This is a genomic window from Neptunicella sp. (assembly GCF_048268085.1).
Taxonomy (GTDB): Bacteria; Pseudomonadota; Gammaproteobacteria; order Enterobacterales; family Alteromonadaceae; genus Neptunicella.
Genome location: NZ_JBLWWF010000001.1, coordinates 19,573 through 34,621, shown reverse-complemented (window position 1 = coordinate 34,621; position 15,049 = coordinate 19,573). Strand labels below are relative to the sequence as shown.

At 43.2% G+C, this 15,049-nt stretch carries 16 protein-coding genes; 7 read left to right on the top strand and 9 right to left on the bottom strand.

The features are described from left to right. Positions 1-22: 22 nt before the first annotated feature. From ACTD55_RS00205 to ACTD55_RS00190, 4 genes are read left to right on the top strand one after another with little or no spacing between them, the layout of a single operon-like run. Positions 23-1,819: a penicillin-binding protein activator gene (locus ACTD55_RS00205; protein WP_438862279.1), complete on the top strand. Its 1,797-nt coding sequence runs from the start codon at positions 23-25 to the stop codon at positions 1,817-1,819. Further along, on the top strand, positions 1,806-2,165 hold the full coding sequence (locus ACTD55_RS00200; RefSeq protein WP_438862278.1) for a YraN family protein: 360 nt from the start codon (positions 1,806-1,808) through the stop codon (positions 2,163-2,165). The genes ACTD55_RS00205 and ACTD55_RS00200 overlap by 14 nt, the downstream gene beginning before the upstream one ends. 7 nt (positions 2,166-2,172) lie before the next feature. After that, entirely contained in the window at positions 2,173-2,766 is a 594-nt protein-coding gene (locus ACTD55_RS00195; protein ID WP_438862277.1) for a phosphoheptose isomerase, read from the top strand. A gap of 4 nt (positions 2,767-2,770) precedes the next feature. Continuing rightward, positions 2,771-3,331: a BON domain-containing protein gene (locus tag ACTD55_RS00190; RefSeq protein ID WP_438862276.1), complete on the top strand. Its 561-nt coding sequence runs from the start codon at positions 2,771-2,773 to the stop codon at positions 3,329-3,331. Between the two features lie 116 nt (positions 3,332-3,447). Here ACTD55_RS00190 and ACTD55_RS00185 read toward each other — a convergent pair whose 3' ends face one another. From ACTD55_RS00185 to zapE, 9 genes are all read right to left on the bottom strand, one after another. Then, the gene (locus tag ACTD55_RS00185) at positions 3,448-3,840 is read right to left on the bottom strand and encodes a ClpXP protease specificity-enhancing factor (RefSeq protein WP_438862275.1); all 393 of its coding nucleotides are present in this window, start codon (positions 3,838-3,840) and stop codon (positions 3,448-3,450) included. An 8-nt stretch (positions 3,841-3,848) separates the two neighbouring features. After that, on the bottom strand, positions 3,849-4,478 hold the full coding sequence (gene sspA / locus ACTD55_RS00180) for a stringent starvation protein SspA (protein ID WP_438862274.1): 630 nt from the start codon (positions 4,476-4,478) through the stop codon (positions 3,849-3,851). Positions 4,479-4,586: 108 nt separating this feature from the next. Next, positions 4,587-5,324, bottom strand: coding sequence for a cytochrome c1 (locus ACTD55_RS00175; RefSeq protein ID WP_438862273.1), 738 nt, complete (start codon positions 5,322-5,324; stop codon positions 4,587-4,589). Then, the gene (locus tag ACTD55_RS00170) at positions 5,321-6,589 is read right to left on the bottom strand and encodes a cytochrome b (RefSeq protein ID WP_438862272.1); all 1,269 of its coding nucleotides are present in this window, start codon (positions 6,587-6,589) and stop codon (positions 5,321-5,323) included. Before ACTD55_RS00170 ends, ACTD55_RS00175 begins: the two co-directional genes overlap by 4 nt. Position 6,590: 1 nt before the next feature. After that, positions 6,591-7,184, bottom strand: a complete 594-nt coding sequence (petA, locus tag ACTD55_RS00165; RefSeq protein ID WP_438862271.1) for a ubiquinol-cytochrome c reductase iron-sulfur subunit — start codon at positions 7,182-7,184, stop codon at positions 6,591-6,593. A gap of 452 nt (positions 7,185-7,636) precedes the next feature. Next, the gene (gene rpsI / locus ACTD55_RS00160) at positions 7,637-8,029 is read right to left on the bottom strand and encodes a 30S ribosomal protein S9 (protein WP_438862270.1); all 393 of its coding nucleotides are present in this window, start codon (positions 8,027-8,029) and stop codon (positions 7,637-7,639) included. Between the two features lie 10 nt (positions 8,030-8,039). Beyond that, positions 8,040-8,468, bottom strand: coding sequence for a 50S ribosomal protein L13 (rplM, locus tag ACTD55_RS00155; protein WP_416306195.1), 429 nt, complete (start codon positions 8,466-8,468; stop codon positions 8,040-8,042). 325 nt (positions 8,469-8,793) lie between these two features. Continuing rightward, positions 8,794-10,413, bottom strand: coding sequence for a methyl-accepting chemotaxis protein (locus tag ACTD55_RS00150; RefSeq protein WP_438862269.1), 1,620 nt, complete (start codon positions 10,411-10,413; stop codon positions 8,794-8,796). A gap of 188 nt (positions 10,414-10,601) precedes the next feature. Next, positions 10,602-11,708, bottom strand: coding sequence for a cell division protein ZapE (gene zapE, locus ACTD55_RS00145; protein ID WP_438862268.1), 1,107 nt, complete (start codon positions 11,706-11,708; stop codon positions 10,602-10,604). A 110-nt stretch (positions 11,709-11,818) separates the two neighbouring features. Between zapE and ACTD55_RS00140 the strand changes: the two genes are divergently transcribed. The 3 genes from ACTD55_RS00140 (at position 11,819) to ACTD55_RS00130 (ending at position 15,047) form a co-directional block, all read left to right on the top strand. Next, on the top strand, positions 11,819-12,256 hold the full coding sequence (locus ACTD55_RS00140; protein ID WP_438862267.1) for a ZapG family protein: 438 nt from the start codon (positions 11,819-11,821) through the stop codon (positions 12,254-12,256). Between the two features lie 190 nt (positions 12,257-12,446). Further along, positions 12,447-13,799 (top strand): Do family serine endopeptidase, encoded by a 1,353-nt coding sequence (locus ACTD55_RS00135; RefSeq protein ID WP_438862266.1) that lies wholly within the window; start codon positions 12,447-12,449, stop codon positions 13,797-13,799. A gap of 135 nt (positions 13,800-13,934) precedes the next feature. After that, positions 13,935-15,047 (top strand): trypsin-like peptidase domain-containing protein, encoded by a 1,113-nt coding sequence (locus ACTD55_RS00130; RefSeq protein ID WP_438862265.1) that lies wholly within the window; start codon positions 13,935-13,937, stop codon positions 15,045-15,047. Positions 15,048-15,049 lie beyond the last annotated feature (2 nt).

The following is a 15,049-nucleotide window of genomic DNA, read 5'->3' as shown; positions in this document are numbered from 1 at the left end:
AAAGGTAAGTTAATGAGGACGCATGAAATATAATTGGCAATGGCTTGTAGTGGGTTTAACTGCGGTATTAACCGCATGTAGCACTGTACCCACCAAGAAAACCTCTCCAACGACGCTGCCGACTGCACAAATAGAGCGGCCCGCCCCGACTGAGTCAGCTGAAAAATTTTTACAACTAGCAAAAAATGCTGAACCGGATCGGCGAAACCTGCTGCTATTTCGTGCTGCTGAAATCTGGCAAGTGCAGCAACAGTGTGACAAAAGTATTAAAATTATTGATATATTGCGCCCGGAATTGCTGATCCCCATGGATATATCTCAGGCCAACCTAATCGAAGCCGAATGCTTGTTCGATATGGGATTTATTCCGCAAGCCGAAAAATTAGCCAGCCAAATTACTGTTCAATACGGATTACAACAACGTACCTTCACCTTAAAAGCCAAGCTATTGGAGCAACAATTACGATGGCTTGATGCCGCTAGTGCATGGCAAAAAGTCGCGGCAACGGATCCCGCAGCCAATCAACATATATGGCCGTTATTGAAAAAGTTGTCACTACGTCAGCTCGAAAAAGCCATGTTGACCGATAGTCACTTACAAGCTTGGTTACAACTGGCGATTATCACTCGCAAATATTCAGCTGATGCATACAGAATGGCGTCTGAATTACAAAACTGGCAAAACCATCATCCTGATCACCCTGCTTATCAAAACCTGCCACAGGATTTGGATTTAGCTTTACATACCATCAAGTATCAACCGCAAAAAGTGGCGGTACTATTGCCGTTATCCGGGCGTTTGCAGAGTCAGGGGGAAGCGCTGAAACAAGGGATATTAGCCGCTTACTTTGAACATGAGAACGCCCAACCAGAATTAAGTTTTATCGATTCCAATTTACTTCAGCCAGAAGAGACTGCCAGCATTGCCGAGCAATATGACTTTATTGTCGGGCCTCTTGAAAAAGATAAAATTGAATCCTTACTCGCCACTCTGCCCATTGATAAACCGGTACTGGCCCTCAACCGGGTCGCGAATCAACCGCCACATCCACAAGCCTATTTTTTTGCTCTGGCCCCTGAAGATGAAGCCCAACAATTGGTCGAGCATTTACTTGATAAAGGCTTTAAAAAGCCAGTACTCATTGCATCCAATAATAGCAGCATGCAACGTATGGTTAGTACGTTCAGTCAACAATGGTTGGAGAAAACTCACTATTCACCCAATGCAGTCACCTTTGAATCGAGTAAATCCATGCGCACCGGACTGGCCGATTTGCTCGAGGTAAATCAAAGTCGTAGTCGAATTGATCAAATTGAACGGTTGTCAGCCAAAGAAGTGCAATCGTTTTATCGTAATCGACAAGATGTGGATGCCATCGTAATATTCGCGAATGCAGAAGAAACCGAATTATTGGTGCCGATTATTGAGGCCAGTATTAGCCCGTTTTCGGAAATGATTCCGGTTTTTGCCTCGTCACGCAGTTATAGCCAGGTGATGAGCAATAATTCTCTGCGCGACTTACGTAATCTTACCTTTATTGATATGCCTTGGATGCTGCCAAAGCATCCCTGGCAGGAATTGAAACATAGCTTTGAAACTCTATGGCCCAGTCATCGGGATAGCCTGCAACGCCTGTTTGCGATGGGATATGATGCTTATACGCTCATCCCTCATTTAAAACACATGGCTATTTTGCCCGAACTAAGAGTGCAGGGTTTAACCGGACAAATATCCTTGGATAGTCATGACGTGCTACATCAGGAGTTTGCCTTAGGTAAAGTTGAACAGGATCAGGTTATAAAAATTGAGTTGGATTAAGCAGCGCTTTTCTGCGGTCATAGGACAACAAGCCGAGCAACATGCTTGCCAGTATTTGCAGGAACATGGGCTAATCTGTTTACAACGCAATTATCGTTGCCGCACCGGCGAGATCGACTTGATAATGGCTGATGGTGATCAACTGGTCTTTGTTGAAGTAAAATATCGCTCACGCTCAAGCCACGGTACGGGGGCAGAGTATTTCCATCCACGCAAACGCAAAAAATTCGAATCTGCGGTTGCCCACTATTTACATGAACATAAATTGAATCCATCCATTATTGCCTTTCGTATCGATTTACTGGCTATTCTCGGCAAAGATGTGCAATGGTTTAAAGGAGTTTAATCAATCGATGATAGAACAAATTAAGGCCAATTTTACTGAAAGTATTCAGACTAAAATTGCCGCCACCGAAACCATGGCCGAGTCCATCGCTTATGCAGCTCAAATGATTGTCCATGCTCTGATCAGTGGAAATAAGATCCTGACTTGCGGAAATGGTGGTTCAGCCACCGATGCTCAGCGTTTTTCCTCTGAGCTACTGAACCGTTATGAACGGGAACGCCCCAGTTTACCGGCGATTGCACTAACCGCGGACACCTCAACACTAACATCAATTGCCAATGACTACAGTTATGACGACGTGTACTCCAAACAAGTGCGAGCCTTAGGCCAGTCGGGTGATATTTTATTAGCCATCTCCACCAGTGGTAATTCGCGCAATATTATTACCGCCATGGAAGCGGCATTGAGTCGGGATATGACCATTATTGCCTTAACAGGCAAAGACGGCGGGGAAATGGCTGGTTTATTGGGGCCCAATGATATTGAAATGCGCGTTCCATCTAACCGCACGGCTCGCATTCAAGAAGTCCATCTGCTGGTCATTCACATTCTATGCGAAAGCATAGACAATAGTCTTTTCCCAGATCATAGCGAGGAATAACGCCATGCGATTTATTATTTTATTATCATTATTAGCCTTACAAGGATGCGCAGCCTTACTTGTTGCCGGAGGTGTGGGTGTCGCCAGCTCAGCCCATGATAGAAGAACCATTGGCACCCAAATTGACGATAAAACGCTAACCGCACGGATATTTAATAATCTGGGCGAAAATAAAAATATTGACGAGTTTGCTCACATTAGCGTCAATGTATTTAATGGTATCGCCATATTGGTCGGGCAAGCGCCCAACGACGATATACGTAATCAAGCTGAACAGGCTGCTAAAAGTGTCGCTCATATCCGTAAATTACACAATCAAATAAGGATCGGGTCGCCAACCTCAGCTGGAACACGCACCAATGATGTGTGGCTCGCCTCCAAAGTCAAAGCTAACTTAATCGCCGATAAACGTATCGACGGACTACACATTGATATCGTCGTAGAAGACTCGGAAGTCTTTCTAATGGGGCTGGTGAGTGAACAGGAAGCGAGTATTGCAGTGGATATTAGTCGTAATATTAATGGCGTAGCTCGTGTAGTTAAGGCATTTGAGTATATTAATTAATCTGGCTTTATTTAAAAGTGGATAAGGTAGCGAAGTCGATTAAGTACAAAATATAAACACCAGCTAATTGTTATAGAAAAGGCCGCATCAGCGGCCTTTATCAATATTTAATCCAACTATTTTACTACCTTAAGCTGTGGCTTGCCTTTCGCTGGTGGTGTTGGTGCTTCAGCGACATCCAGTTCTTCTTCACTAAGTTCTTCTTCATCAGTAAAGATAGTTCCAGCACCGTTTTCCTTAGCATAAATAGCCAGTACCGCTTTAACCGGCACGAAAAGCTGTCGGGCAGCACCACCAAAACGCGCCTGAAAACTAATATCAACATTACCGATTGTTAATTGTTGGCACGCACTGGGGGAGATATTTAGTACTATCTGACCTTGCTTAACATGTTCCTGAGGTACTTCTACGCCAGGTTGCAGTGCATCGACAACCATGTAAGGGGTCAGGTCATTATCCAGAATCCATTCATGGAATGCACGTAGCATGTAAGGGCGATTAGATGTCATCTTCAAACCTATAATGGATTATGTATTTCACGTTCCTGATCGGTCAAAGACGCGATAAAGGAGCTACGTTCAAAAATACGTTTCATATAGCTTTTCACTTCTTTACTACCATTGCCGGAAAGTTCAATTCCGAATGCCGGCAAACGCCATAATAATGGTGCCAGATAGCAATCAACCAAACTGAACTCTTCGCTCATAAAGAACGGTGTTTCTGCAAATAAAGGAGCCAAACTCAAAATCGCTTCACGTAGTTCATTACGGGCAACTTCAACATTCTGGCCTTTTAAAATTTGTTCTGCCAATGAATACCAGTCTTGTTCAATACGATGCATCATCAAACGACTTTGACCGCGCGACACTGGGTAAACAGGCATCAAAGGAGGATGAGGGAAACGCTCGTCCAAATACTCCATGATGATCCGAGATTGATACAATACCAGCTCACGATCCACTAGCGTAGGTACAGTCCCATATGGATTTAAATCGATTAAATCTTCAGGCACGTTATTTGGCTCGACAAATGTAATTTCGACACCAACACCCTTTTCTGCCAAAACAATGCGTACTTGATGACTATAAATATCTATCGCATCAGAAAACAATGTCATGATAGAACGTTTATTTGTGGCTACAGCCATTAAGCTTCCTCCAAATCCTAAAAATTATCTTTGTCATAGATGGCAAAAAAAGGGGCATTAGTGCCCCTTTTCATATCGATTTATCATTATACACGAATTTTTGCAGAATTAATGAACTTCGCGCCAGTATTCTTTCTTCAATAAATACACAAATACAAATAACACCAGAATGAACACAATCACCCAACGGCCAATGCTTTCAGCTTCCAAACGAGCCGGTTCACCGGTGTAGGCGAGAAAGTTAACCAAATCCAATACGGTTTTATCGTATTCGTCAGGGCTAAGTTCGCCTTTCCCATCACTTTTCAGGCCAACGTAACGTTCCACCATTTCACCATCAACCAAGTGCTTCTCATAGGTTTTGGTTGGCAAGCCTTGTAGTTCCTGCAATACATGGGGCATACCTACCTCAGGGAAAACCAGATTATTCACCCCCCAAGGTCTGGATGGATCAGCATAGAAACTGCGCAAGTAGGTATACAGCCAGTCTACTCCCCTGACCCGTGCCACTAGTGTTAAATCGGGTGGAGCAGCACCAAACCACGTTGCCGCAGTCTTTTTGTGCATATTATTGGTAATATAATCACCCACCTTCTCACCAGTGAACTGCAGATTTTCAGCACCTAAATCCAGTGGTACACCAATATCTTCAAAAGTGCGTTGATAACGCTGATATTGCATCTGATGGCAACCCAAACAATAGTTCATGAAAGTGCGGGCGCCAGATTGTAGAGAAGCCTTGTCGGTTAAGTCGATATTGGCTTCATCAAGATGTACGTTATGACCACCGGCTGCCATGGCCAATGATGGCAGCAGTAAGCTCAATAGAATGATTAACTTCTTCATTTAGTGATCCTCGCTGGCAGTGGTTTGGTTGATTCATTCTTACTGTAAATAAACAATAAGATAAAGAAGCCAAAATACATCACCGTTAGTATTCGTGACGCGATAACTTTCCACGGTTCCTGTGGTGTTCCACCTAAATATCCCAAGAAGATAAATACCGCGGCAAACACAATCAGATTCCATTTATGCAATCCGGAACGATAACGCCATGATTTCACTTTTGAACGATCCCACCAAGGCAACAAGAACAGGAAGATAATCGCTGAAAACATAGCGCAAACCCCCATCAGCTTATTCGGTACCGCCTTCAAAATCGCATAGAACGGAGTGAAATACCAAACCGGGAAGATATGTTCAGGGGTTTTCAGACCATTAGCAATCTCGAAGTTAGGATGCTCAAGGAAATAGCCTCCCATGCCTGGATTAAAGAACATCACGTAGCAGAACAACAACAGGAACACACAGAATGCCACCAAGTCTTTCAACACGATATGCGGGAAGAATGGTACGACGTCATCAATAATGTCGTACTTATTGGTATAGTACTCATGCATTTTGAACTTGGTTTTCTCTTCTTCTTTGAGTGAGCCTTTTTTACGTTTGACTTCAATACCATCCGGATTGTTAGAACCCACTTCATGTAATGCAACAATATGCAGGAACACCAGAATGACAATCACTAAGGGCAACGCAATCACGTGCAATGCAAAGAAACGGTTTAAGGTAGCGCCAGAAATAACATAATCACCCTGTATCCACACCACTAAATCAGGACCGATACCAGGAATAGCACTAAACAGCGATACAATTACTTGGGCGCCCCAATATGACATCTGCCCCCAAGGCAATACGTAACCCATAAAAGCTTCGGCCATTAGAGCCAGATAAATAAACATACCAAACAACCACAGCAATTCACGAGGTTTTTGGTAAGAGCCATAGATCATGCCGCGGAACATATGCAGGTAAACCACGATAAAGAACGCTGAAGCGCCCGTAGAGTGCATATAACGCAAGATATAACCGTAATCGACCTCACGCATAATGTATTCAACCGAAGCGAATGCACGTTCTGCAGAAGGTTCAAAATTCATGGTTAACCAAACACCAGTAACAATTTGGTTAATCAGTACGATAGTGGCTAAAAAGCCGAATACGTACCAGAAGTTCATATTTTTAGGTGCCGGATATTCCATCGCGTGCATTTTTGCCACACGCATCATCGGAATACGATATTCAATCCAGTCGAGTAGATTTTGCCACATATTATGCTGCTCCCTCTTCTGACCCTATTAATAAGGTATTGTCATCAATGTAGTAATACGGTGGTACAACTAGATTGGTTGGCGCAGGTGAGCCTTCAAATACGCGGCCAGCCATATCAAAATGTGAGCCGTGACAAGGACAGAAAAATCCGTCTGGAACGCCTTCAACTATCTCTTCAAATGCACCGTCTTTTAAATAACCTGGTGAGCAACCCAGATGGGTACAAATTCCTACTAACACCAAATACTCTTCTTTAATTGAACGATAGCGATTATGAGCGACTTCCGGTTGTTGCTCTTCATCAGAATTTGGATCTTTGAGCTTATCTTCGTCTTTTTCCAATTCAGCCAATATTTCCGGTGTACGACGTACAATCCAAACTGGTTTGCTACGCCATTCAACACGTAATAACTGACCCGGTTCAATTTTACTGATATCCACTTCAATATCTGCACCAGCGGCTTTCGCTTTGGCGCTGGGATTCCAGGATGCAATAAAAGGCACAGCGGCACCGGCCACTCCCACTCCACCAACAACTGACGTTGCAATGGTTAGAAAGCGACGCCGACTGTTATCTACAGGCGTAGTACTCATCCACTCTATCTCCAAGTTTTGGATTTTATATAATTACTCAGCTTACCGTAATATCGGCTTATCAGGTTGTTCCACTGGGTCATCACCGACCTGCGCTAAACAGCATAATACAACCGGATTGGCCTAGAACACTGCATAACCATCAAATGATCATTATCTTTAATAGGTACTTGAATACTGTTATACCTACCTGTGACTACCTTAACAATGACTAAGCACGACTGAATAGTGACTATTTATTCGTGTATACACACAAAAAAGCGATAATTAAGTTACAAAGCGCGAAAATGATAAAAGAAAACCCCTTCAAAACACAAGGAAATATGTAGAAAACAATAAATTAGTTAGTAAAAACGACTATTTCCCTGCCGCCTGCTCGGGTTGTCAGCAACAGCATAAAATACACATAAAAAAACCGGCTGCAAGAGCCGGTTTTTGATAATACTGTAAACTTAACGTTTTGAGAACTGTGGACGTTTACGGGCTTTATGCAAGCCAACTTTCTTACGTTCAACCTGACGAGAGTCACGAGTTACAAACCCGGCTTTACGCAGTGCTGGACGAAGTGTTTCGTCAAATTCCATCAGTGCACGAGTGATACCGTGACGGATAGCGCCAGCTTGACCACCGATACCACCGCCTTTAACAGTGATATACAAATCGAATTTTTCAGTCATTTCAACCAATTCAAGCGGTTGACGAACGATCATACGAGCCGTTTCACGACCGAAGAACACGTCAATTGAACGCTGATTAATTGTGATGTTTCCACTACCTGGACGTAAAAATACGCGAGCAGTAGAGCTTTTGCGGCGACCGGTACCGTAGTATTGATTATCTGCCATAACCTAGCTCCTAAATATCCAAAACTTGAGGCTGTTGAGCTGCATGCTTGTGCTCAGTGCCCGCGTAGACTTTCATTTTACGGAACATAGCACGACCTAAAGGACCTTTAGGTAACATACCTTTTACCGCTTTCTCAATGATCATCTCTGGTTTGTGTGCTTGTAACTTTTCAAAGTTAACTTCTTTCAAACCACCTGGATAGCCAGTGTGTGAGTAGTACATTTTGTCCTGGGTTTTATTACCAGTAACAACTACTTTCTCAGCGTTGATCACAACAATATAATCACCAGTATCTACGTGAGGCGTATATTCTGGCTTATGTTTACCACGTAGACGACGTGCGATTTCTGTCGCAAGACGACCTAGTGTTTTTTCTGCGGCATCTACCACAAACCATTCACGGGTTACCGTTTCAGGTTTAGCAACAAAAGTTTTCATCAATCGTTACCCTTAATAAATAAAAAAGTTACATTCTGGTTTAACTGCACAACAGTCAAACCGCTAAGACTAAATCTATTAACCCCTTCGAGTTATTTAGCCGTTCCACTTTCCCAAAGTGGCAGTAACTGGGCAGGGCGCGCATTATACAGATTTTATTCGATAGGTCACGCGGAAATTACATACAAATTAGGTGTGTTTAACTAAAGTCATCATTTCACACTGGGAAATTTAACCTTTGTTGTGTATTAAACGGCACGCAACAAGCCAGAGACAAAAAAGGACGCCTTCGCGTCCTTCGGAATATCATCATTATTCACAACGATTATACTCTGAAATGACCCACCAATTGATTCAGGCTTACGGATAACTCTTTAATTTGTTTGGCCAGATTATCATTCGATTCGGCCACGGCAGAAGCAATTGTGGTTTGATCATTCAACTGATGCAAACTTTGACTAATCGCATCGGATACCTGCATCTGTTCGTTGGTAGCCAGTGCCGTTTGCGAGGACATATCGTTAACCGTTGCAGACGAATGCTGAATAGCGGTAAAGACTTCATTAGCCTTTTGAAACATCTCTACCATTTGATCAGCATTTTTCTTGCCGCTAGAGATGGCATCCGCTGACTGATTAACACTGGCTTTTAGCTGTTCAATCATGGATTGAATATGATTGGTACTTTCCTGGGTACGCGTCGCCAACGTTCGCACTTCATCTGCCACTACGGCAAATCCTCTTCCCTGCTCACCCGCTCTGGCAGCTTCAATAGCGGCATTTAATGCCAATAGATTAGTCTGTTCTGCGATTCCGCGAATTACATCCAGTACTGAAGCAATCTCTTCCGAATTTTTCTGCAGTTGAGCTGAGCTATCCAGCGCTTTATCCATATCTGCAGACAGCTGGCCAATCTGACGATTAGAATTATCGACTACGACAATCCCTTCACTCGACATTTCCGTCGATTTTTGAGCTTCTTCGGCAGTAGTAGAGGCAATCGTTGCCATTTCTTTATTCGAGCTATTCATTTCATACACAGCACTGACAATTGACTCTGAGGCGACAGTAAGGGAATTAATCACCGACTGGGTTTTTTCAGCCGATTCTGCCAAGGTTACTGTTAACTCCCCCAAATTGTGGCCCTGCCCCAAAATGGATTTAATCAGATCCTGCAAACTGACCACAAAGTTATTAAACTCCCCGGCCAACTCACCAAACTCGTCTTTTGAAGTCACATTAATTCTGGCAGTAAGATCACCTTCTCCAGAGGCGATTTCATTTATTCGGCTGGTCAGAAAATTAATTTGTTCTGTTAACTTTTTGGGTATGGCATAACTAAACCATCCGGCAATCGCCACTAGGATCAGTAACACCAATAACGAGATAGTTTTGAAGGTTGCAACTTCACTTTCAAGTTCCAGTTGAACTTCCTTCGACTTTTCTTCCGCGGCAACGCCAGCTTTATCCAACACACTGCGCAACGCTTCAAATTTACGCGTAGACTCAGTCACTCGGGAGTCTGTGGCACTCAGTTCACCGCGCAGGCTTAGCTCTACAATTTGATTAGAAGAATCCAGCCAAGTTGAATATTCGTCTTCAAATTCATTAAAACGCTTAGCAACATCAGGCCATTCGGCCAAATATTCCCGATATTTTTCAAAGCGTTGTTTAACTTGTTGGGCATTTTCTTTGATATCGTTTTGTTCTGCGGCCATATCCCCCAATTTGGTAATGACATGGGTTTCTGCCAATTTGGCCTGATATAAATCCCGATCCGCATTCAGAATTACTGAGATCGCTTTTAAAAACTTGGAAGACTGGGCATCTAGCGCTTGCTCCTGCATTCGCAATAAATGCGACAAAAATAGAAAGGTTATCAACAGAGCGATAGCCAATAGTGCTATAGGCAACGAGCTTTTTACACGAATACTTTGCCAATTCATCAGAACACCACCTTAGATATTAAATACACAAGCAACCAGACTATTACGTTAGTCTAACTTTATCTGGTTAGCGATTTTTACATCAAATTAACATCAATAGCCTAAGAACAAGCCTTTGATAACCTTCGATTTAATTCAATACACGATGGGAAATTGGAGATCCGCTCCGCAGTTACAATGGCGGTAATTTATGGTAAATGCTGCAAGGCAAGGTAGTCATGACTTTGCATTTCTTTAAGTCGACTTAGACAGCGTTTAAACTCGAAATTCAATTGTCCCGTGGTATACAGGTTATCTATCGGCACCTGCGCCGATATAATTAATTTAACATTTCGTTCATAAAACTCATCTACCATCGCGATAAAGCGTCTGGCAGCATCATCATTATGTTGCCCCATTTGTTTCACGCCGGACAATAACACCGTATGGTAACAGCGGCTGATTTCCATATAATCGGTTTGACTACGCGGGCTTTCACACATAATTTTGTAATCAAACATCACCACCCCATCCGCATCCCGGAGGGTCTCAACCAATCGATTGGACAGTGAAATGGAGCGATTTTGCTGACCCACTTCAGGGGCTAATTGCTCAAAATAACGATGTAAGTTGGTGCTGGCCTGCTCGTCTAATGGTGAATGATAAATTTCAGCTTGCTTTAACGTACGTAACCGGTAATCGGTGCCACTATCAACATTGACGACCTCAGTATGTTGATTCAATAAGGCAATGGCAGGTAGAAAACGGGCTCGTTGCAACCCATTGCGGTACAATTCATCAGGAATAATATTGGACGTCGCTACCAATACTACCTCATGCTTGAACAATTCTTCCATCAAGGTTCCTAAAATCATCGCATCGGTAATGTCAGAAACAAAGAATTCATCAAAACAAATAATTTTAGCTTCTTTGGCAAATTGGCTGGCCACAACTTTGAGCGGATCGGATTGCCCAGCCAAATGCTTTAACTCTTGATGCACCCGATACATAAAACGATGAAAATGAATACGCATTTTGCGCTTTATTGGCAGACACTCGTAAAACGTATCGACAAGATAGGTTTTGCCACGTCCCACTCCCCCCCAAAAGTACAATCCTTTTATTTTTTGCTGCTTATCATGGGATAGAAACCACTTGGATAATGCTTGCAATGGCCCGCCCGCTGAGCGCTTAGCCAATAATTCATCGTATAAACGTTGTAAATGCATAACCGCTTGTTCTTGAGCGCTATCATGCACAAAGTCATCATTTTTCAAGTCTTGCTGGTATTTTTGCCAGGGAGTTAGAGGTATCATATAGAACTGCTAGTGCCTTGCTGGTCATTAAAAATTACATTTTTATGGCCGCATAGTTTGCTTAGTGCTTATTATTAAGTAAAGCGTATGTTGAAGATTGTGGAGGTTTTATGGGTTTTGTAACGGGTTTACTACTGTTAATAGCTGGTGGCGTAATAGGTTTTTTTGTTGCCCGCTATTGGTTTACACAACGTCAGAATAATAATACCGATAAAAATGTCGAGAATACGATTAAGGAGATATTGGCTCAGCAAACCAGTACGCACTTACGTGAATCTCGTCAACTTATCGATTCGATTGAAAAACAGTGCTCGGCCTTAAAAACTCAATTCGATCATTTTGAAATGAACGTTGCCGATGCCCAACAAGAAAATAGCACCAATAAACTGACTTACTTTGGCGACCAAGCCAATGCTTATTTACGGCATAATTCTTCTCGCAGCAAGCCTGAGTCAGCTTCATCTGATTACCAACCATTAGATTATGCCGGGGGCAATTCCGGTTTGTTAAGCGGGACTAAAAAAGCTCAAAAAGAGGTATCTGAGTAACGCAACCCATGTGATCATGTAGACTGTCATTGTATGATTACAGGCCGTAAAAACAGCATAAAATAATCTGGAATCGGCAGTTTTGGGGAACTTTGTTGAAGTTAGTTGAGTCATTAGGTTCGGTGTTGAAAAAGTTATTTTCGTACTTATTTTAACTAACAGATCTTATTAACTTTGGAGTGTTTCCCGAATGAAAAACGCTGTAATTCGTACTGTTGCTGCTATCACTTTATCAGTCGCAGTGATGTCATCTACATTCGCAGCCATCCCGTTTTTTTCCGACGACGATAAAGTCCCGTCGCTGGCTCCTATGCTTGAAGAAGTCACCCCAGCGGTGGTGAGCATATCAGTGGAAGGGACTCAAGTATCGCGCCAGCGGGTTCCCGAAATGTTTAAATACTTTTTTGGTCCCAATGCGCCCGATGAGCAAGTTCAGGAGAGACCTTTTAAAGGCTTGGGCTCAGGTGTCATCATCAACGCAGATGAAGGCTATATCGTCACCAACAATCATGTCGTAGAAAATGCCAACGAAATCCGGGTGAAACTGACCGATGGTCGTGAATTTGAAGCGAAGAAACTCGGTTCGGACGAGCAAAGTGACATCGCTTTACTGCAAATTAAAGCCGATAACCTGGTTGCACTTAAAATGGCGGATTCCGACAAACTTCGTGTCGGTGATTTTGTTATTGCCATCGGCAATCCTTTTGGCTTAGGCCAAACCGTTACCTCAGGTATTGTCAGCGCTTTAGGCAGAACAGGCCTGAATATTGAAGGATTTGAAGATTTTATCCAAACCGATGCGGCAATTAACCGCGGAAATTCCGGTGGCGCCCTGGTTAATCTGCATGGTGAGCTGGAAGGGATCAATACGGCAATTTTGGGCCCAGGCAATATCGGTATCGGCTTTGCCATTCCTGCCAACATGGTTAAAAGTCTGACGGATCAAATTGTTGAATTTGGTGAAGTTCGACGCGGATTACTGGGCATTACGGGCAGTGATCTGGATGCAGATTTAGCTGATGCAATGGGACTGGATATTAATCAAGGCGCGGTTATTCGTGAAGTAACGCCGGATTCTGCGGCCGATAAAGCCGGTTTGGCAGCTCGCGATGTTATTACTGCAATTAACGGTAAGAAAATTCATAGTTTCTTAGAATTAAGAGCCAAGGTCAGTACTCTGGGTGCTGGTTCGGACATTCAATTAACCCTAATACGCGATGGTAAAACGAAAACCATTAAGGCGACACTAGGCGATTTCGAAGCAACTAATATTACCGCGAAAGAAATCCATCCATCACTGGAAGGTGCCGTTATGTCCAATGGTAAAACCAAAAATGGTGATAAAGGTGTTGAAATTAGCGAATTAGCGCCTCGCTCACCGGCTGCCAGAGTGGGTTTGCAAGAGGGTGATGTGATTGTCGGTGTTAACCGCCACAGAGTGGAAACAGTTGCTGAATTGCGTAAACAACTTGAAGACAGTCCACGCGTTATTGCCCTTAATGTTAAACGTGGTGACAGTTCAGTATTCTTGGTTGTACGTTAAATCCTTGTCATATCAATACATTGAATTCAGATGGATTGGTATAGAATATGTCAGATAGCGGCATTCGGCCGCTATCTTCTGTTTTCGGTCGATGTTATTATTTTTGCAATTATAAAGCTTGTTGACTGACTTATCGTGAAAAAACGTTCTTGGGGTTATTTTTTTAGCAAATCTATCATTTTGGGCATTGTTGTATCTGTAGTGATGCTAATTCTAATTCCTGATCTACGCCAAGGTTCTGGTTTATCACTACGTTTATTCAATCAACAATCCGAATCCACCGACAGAGTCAGTTTTCACGACGCGGTCAGATCAGCCGCCCCCGCTGTCGTCGATATATACAGCCAAAGTGTCGCTACCCGACCATTTCCTTATCACGGTCAAACTATCGAAAGAACCAGTTCTGGGTCCGGCGTGATTATGAATGAGAACGGTTATATCCTGACCTGTTACCATGTGATAAAAAACGCAGAATCGATTCAAATCAGACTCAGTGACGGGCGCTTTTTGGAAGCGCAACAAATAGGACAAGATCCTTTTACTGACTTAGCGGTGCTAAAAATCGACGAAGAAAATTTGCCGGTCATCGCTCAACAAGAACAAACCAAAACTCGCGTGGGTGACGTGGTATTAGCGATTGGTAATCCGTATCGACTAGGTCAAACGATTACCCAAGGGGTGATTAGCGCTACCGGCCGCAGTGGTTTAAGCAATATTGCCAATAATGGTTATGCCGACTTTATTCAAATGGATGCTACCCTCAACGAAGGAAATTCTGGAGGTGCCTTGGTGGATTCCAATGGTTACCTGTTAGGGATCAATAACGCCAACTTTAAAACTCTGGATAGTCAGAACCGGATTAAAGACGTAGCAGGAATCTTTTTTGCGGTTCCTTATGAGCTTGCCAAACGGGTCATGGATTCAATTATTGCCAATGGTCGAGTTATTCGTGGTTATATGGGTATTACTGGCACACCAAGTAGCCAGCCATACACCAGTGCGGGAAACCCGTCAGGTATACTAGTTAGTGAAGTGGATCCCTATGGACCTGCGGCTCAAGCCGGGATTAAAAAAATGGATATTCTCACTCGAGTGGATGACCAAGATATTGAAGGTGTGCATCAAATATTGGACGTGGTAGCCGAAACCAAACCAGGCACGGTTTTGACCTTTGAGGTGATACGTAATAATCAGATAATGACAATCCCTGTCACTATTAGAGAGCTTGGGGCTACCCCTGAAGGTTAACG

What these genes read in the sequence shown, in the direction of transcription:
- ACTD55_RS00135 (WP_438862266.1), top strand. Translation starts at nt 12,447, where the DNA reads ATGAAAAACGCTGTAATTCGTACTGTTGCTGCTATCACTTTATCAGTC.
- ACTD55_RS00175 (WP_438862273.1), bottom strand. Translation starts at nt 5,324, where the DNA reads ATGAAGAAGTTAATCATTCTATTGAGCTTACTGCTGCCATCATTGGCC.
- ACTD55_RS00195 (WP_438862277.1), top strand. Translation starts at nt 2,173, where the DNA reads ATGATAGAACAAATTAAGGCCAATTTTACTGAAAGTATTCAGACTAAA.
- ACTD55_RS00170 (WP_438862272.1), bottom strand. Translation starts at nt 6,589, where the DNA reads ATGTGGCAAAATCTACTCGACTGGATTGAATATCGTATTCCGATGATG.
- ACTD55_RS00150 (WP_438862269.1), bottom strand. Translation starts at nt 10,413, where the DNA reads ATGAATTGGCAAAGTATTCGTGTAAAAAGCTCGTTGCCTATAGCACTA.
- ACTD55_RS00190 (WP_438862276.1), top strand. Translation starts at nt 2,771, where the DNA reads ATGCGATTTATTATTTTATTATCATTATTAGCCTTACAAGGATGCGCA.
- rpsI (WP_438862270.1), bottom strand. Translation starts at nt 8,029, where the DNA reads ATGGCAGATAATCAATACTACGGTACCGGTCGCCGCAAAAGCTCTACT.
- rplM (WP_416306195.1), bottom strand. Translation starts at nt 8,468, where the DNA reads ATGAAAACTTTTGTTGCTAAACCTGAAACGGTAACCCGTGAATGGTTT.
- sspA (WP_438862274.1), bottom strand. Translation starts at nt 4,478, where the DNA reads ATGGCTGTAGCCACAAATAAACGTTCTATCATGACATTGTTTTCTGAT.
- ACTD55_RS00185 (WP_438862275.1), bottom strand. Translation starts at nt 3,840, where the DNA reads ATGACATCTAATCGCCCTTACATGCTACGTGCATTCCATGAATGGATT.
- ACTD55_RS00205 (WP_438862279.1), top strand. Translation starts at nt 23, where the DNA reads ATGAAATATAATTGGCAATGGCTTGTAGTGGGTTTAACTGCGGTATTA.
- ACTD55_RS00140 (WP_438862267.1), top strand. Translation starts at nt 11,819, where the DNA reads ATGGGTTTTGTAACGGGTTTACTACTGTTAATAGCTGGTGGCGTAATA.
- petA (WP_438862271.1), bottom strand. Translation starts at nt 7,184, where the DNA reads ATGAGTACTACGCCTGTAGATAACAGTCGGCGTCGCTTTCTAACCATT.
- zapE (WP_438862268.1), bottom strand. Translation starts at nt 11,708, where the DNA reads ATGATACCTCTAACTCCCTGGCAAAAATACCAGCAAGACTTGAAAAAT.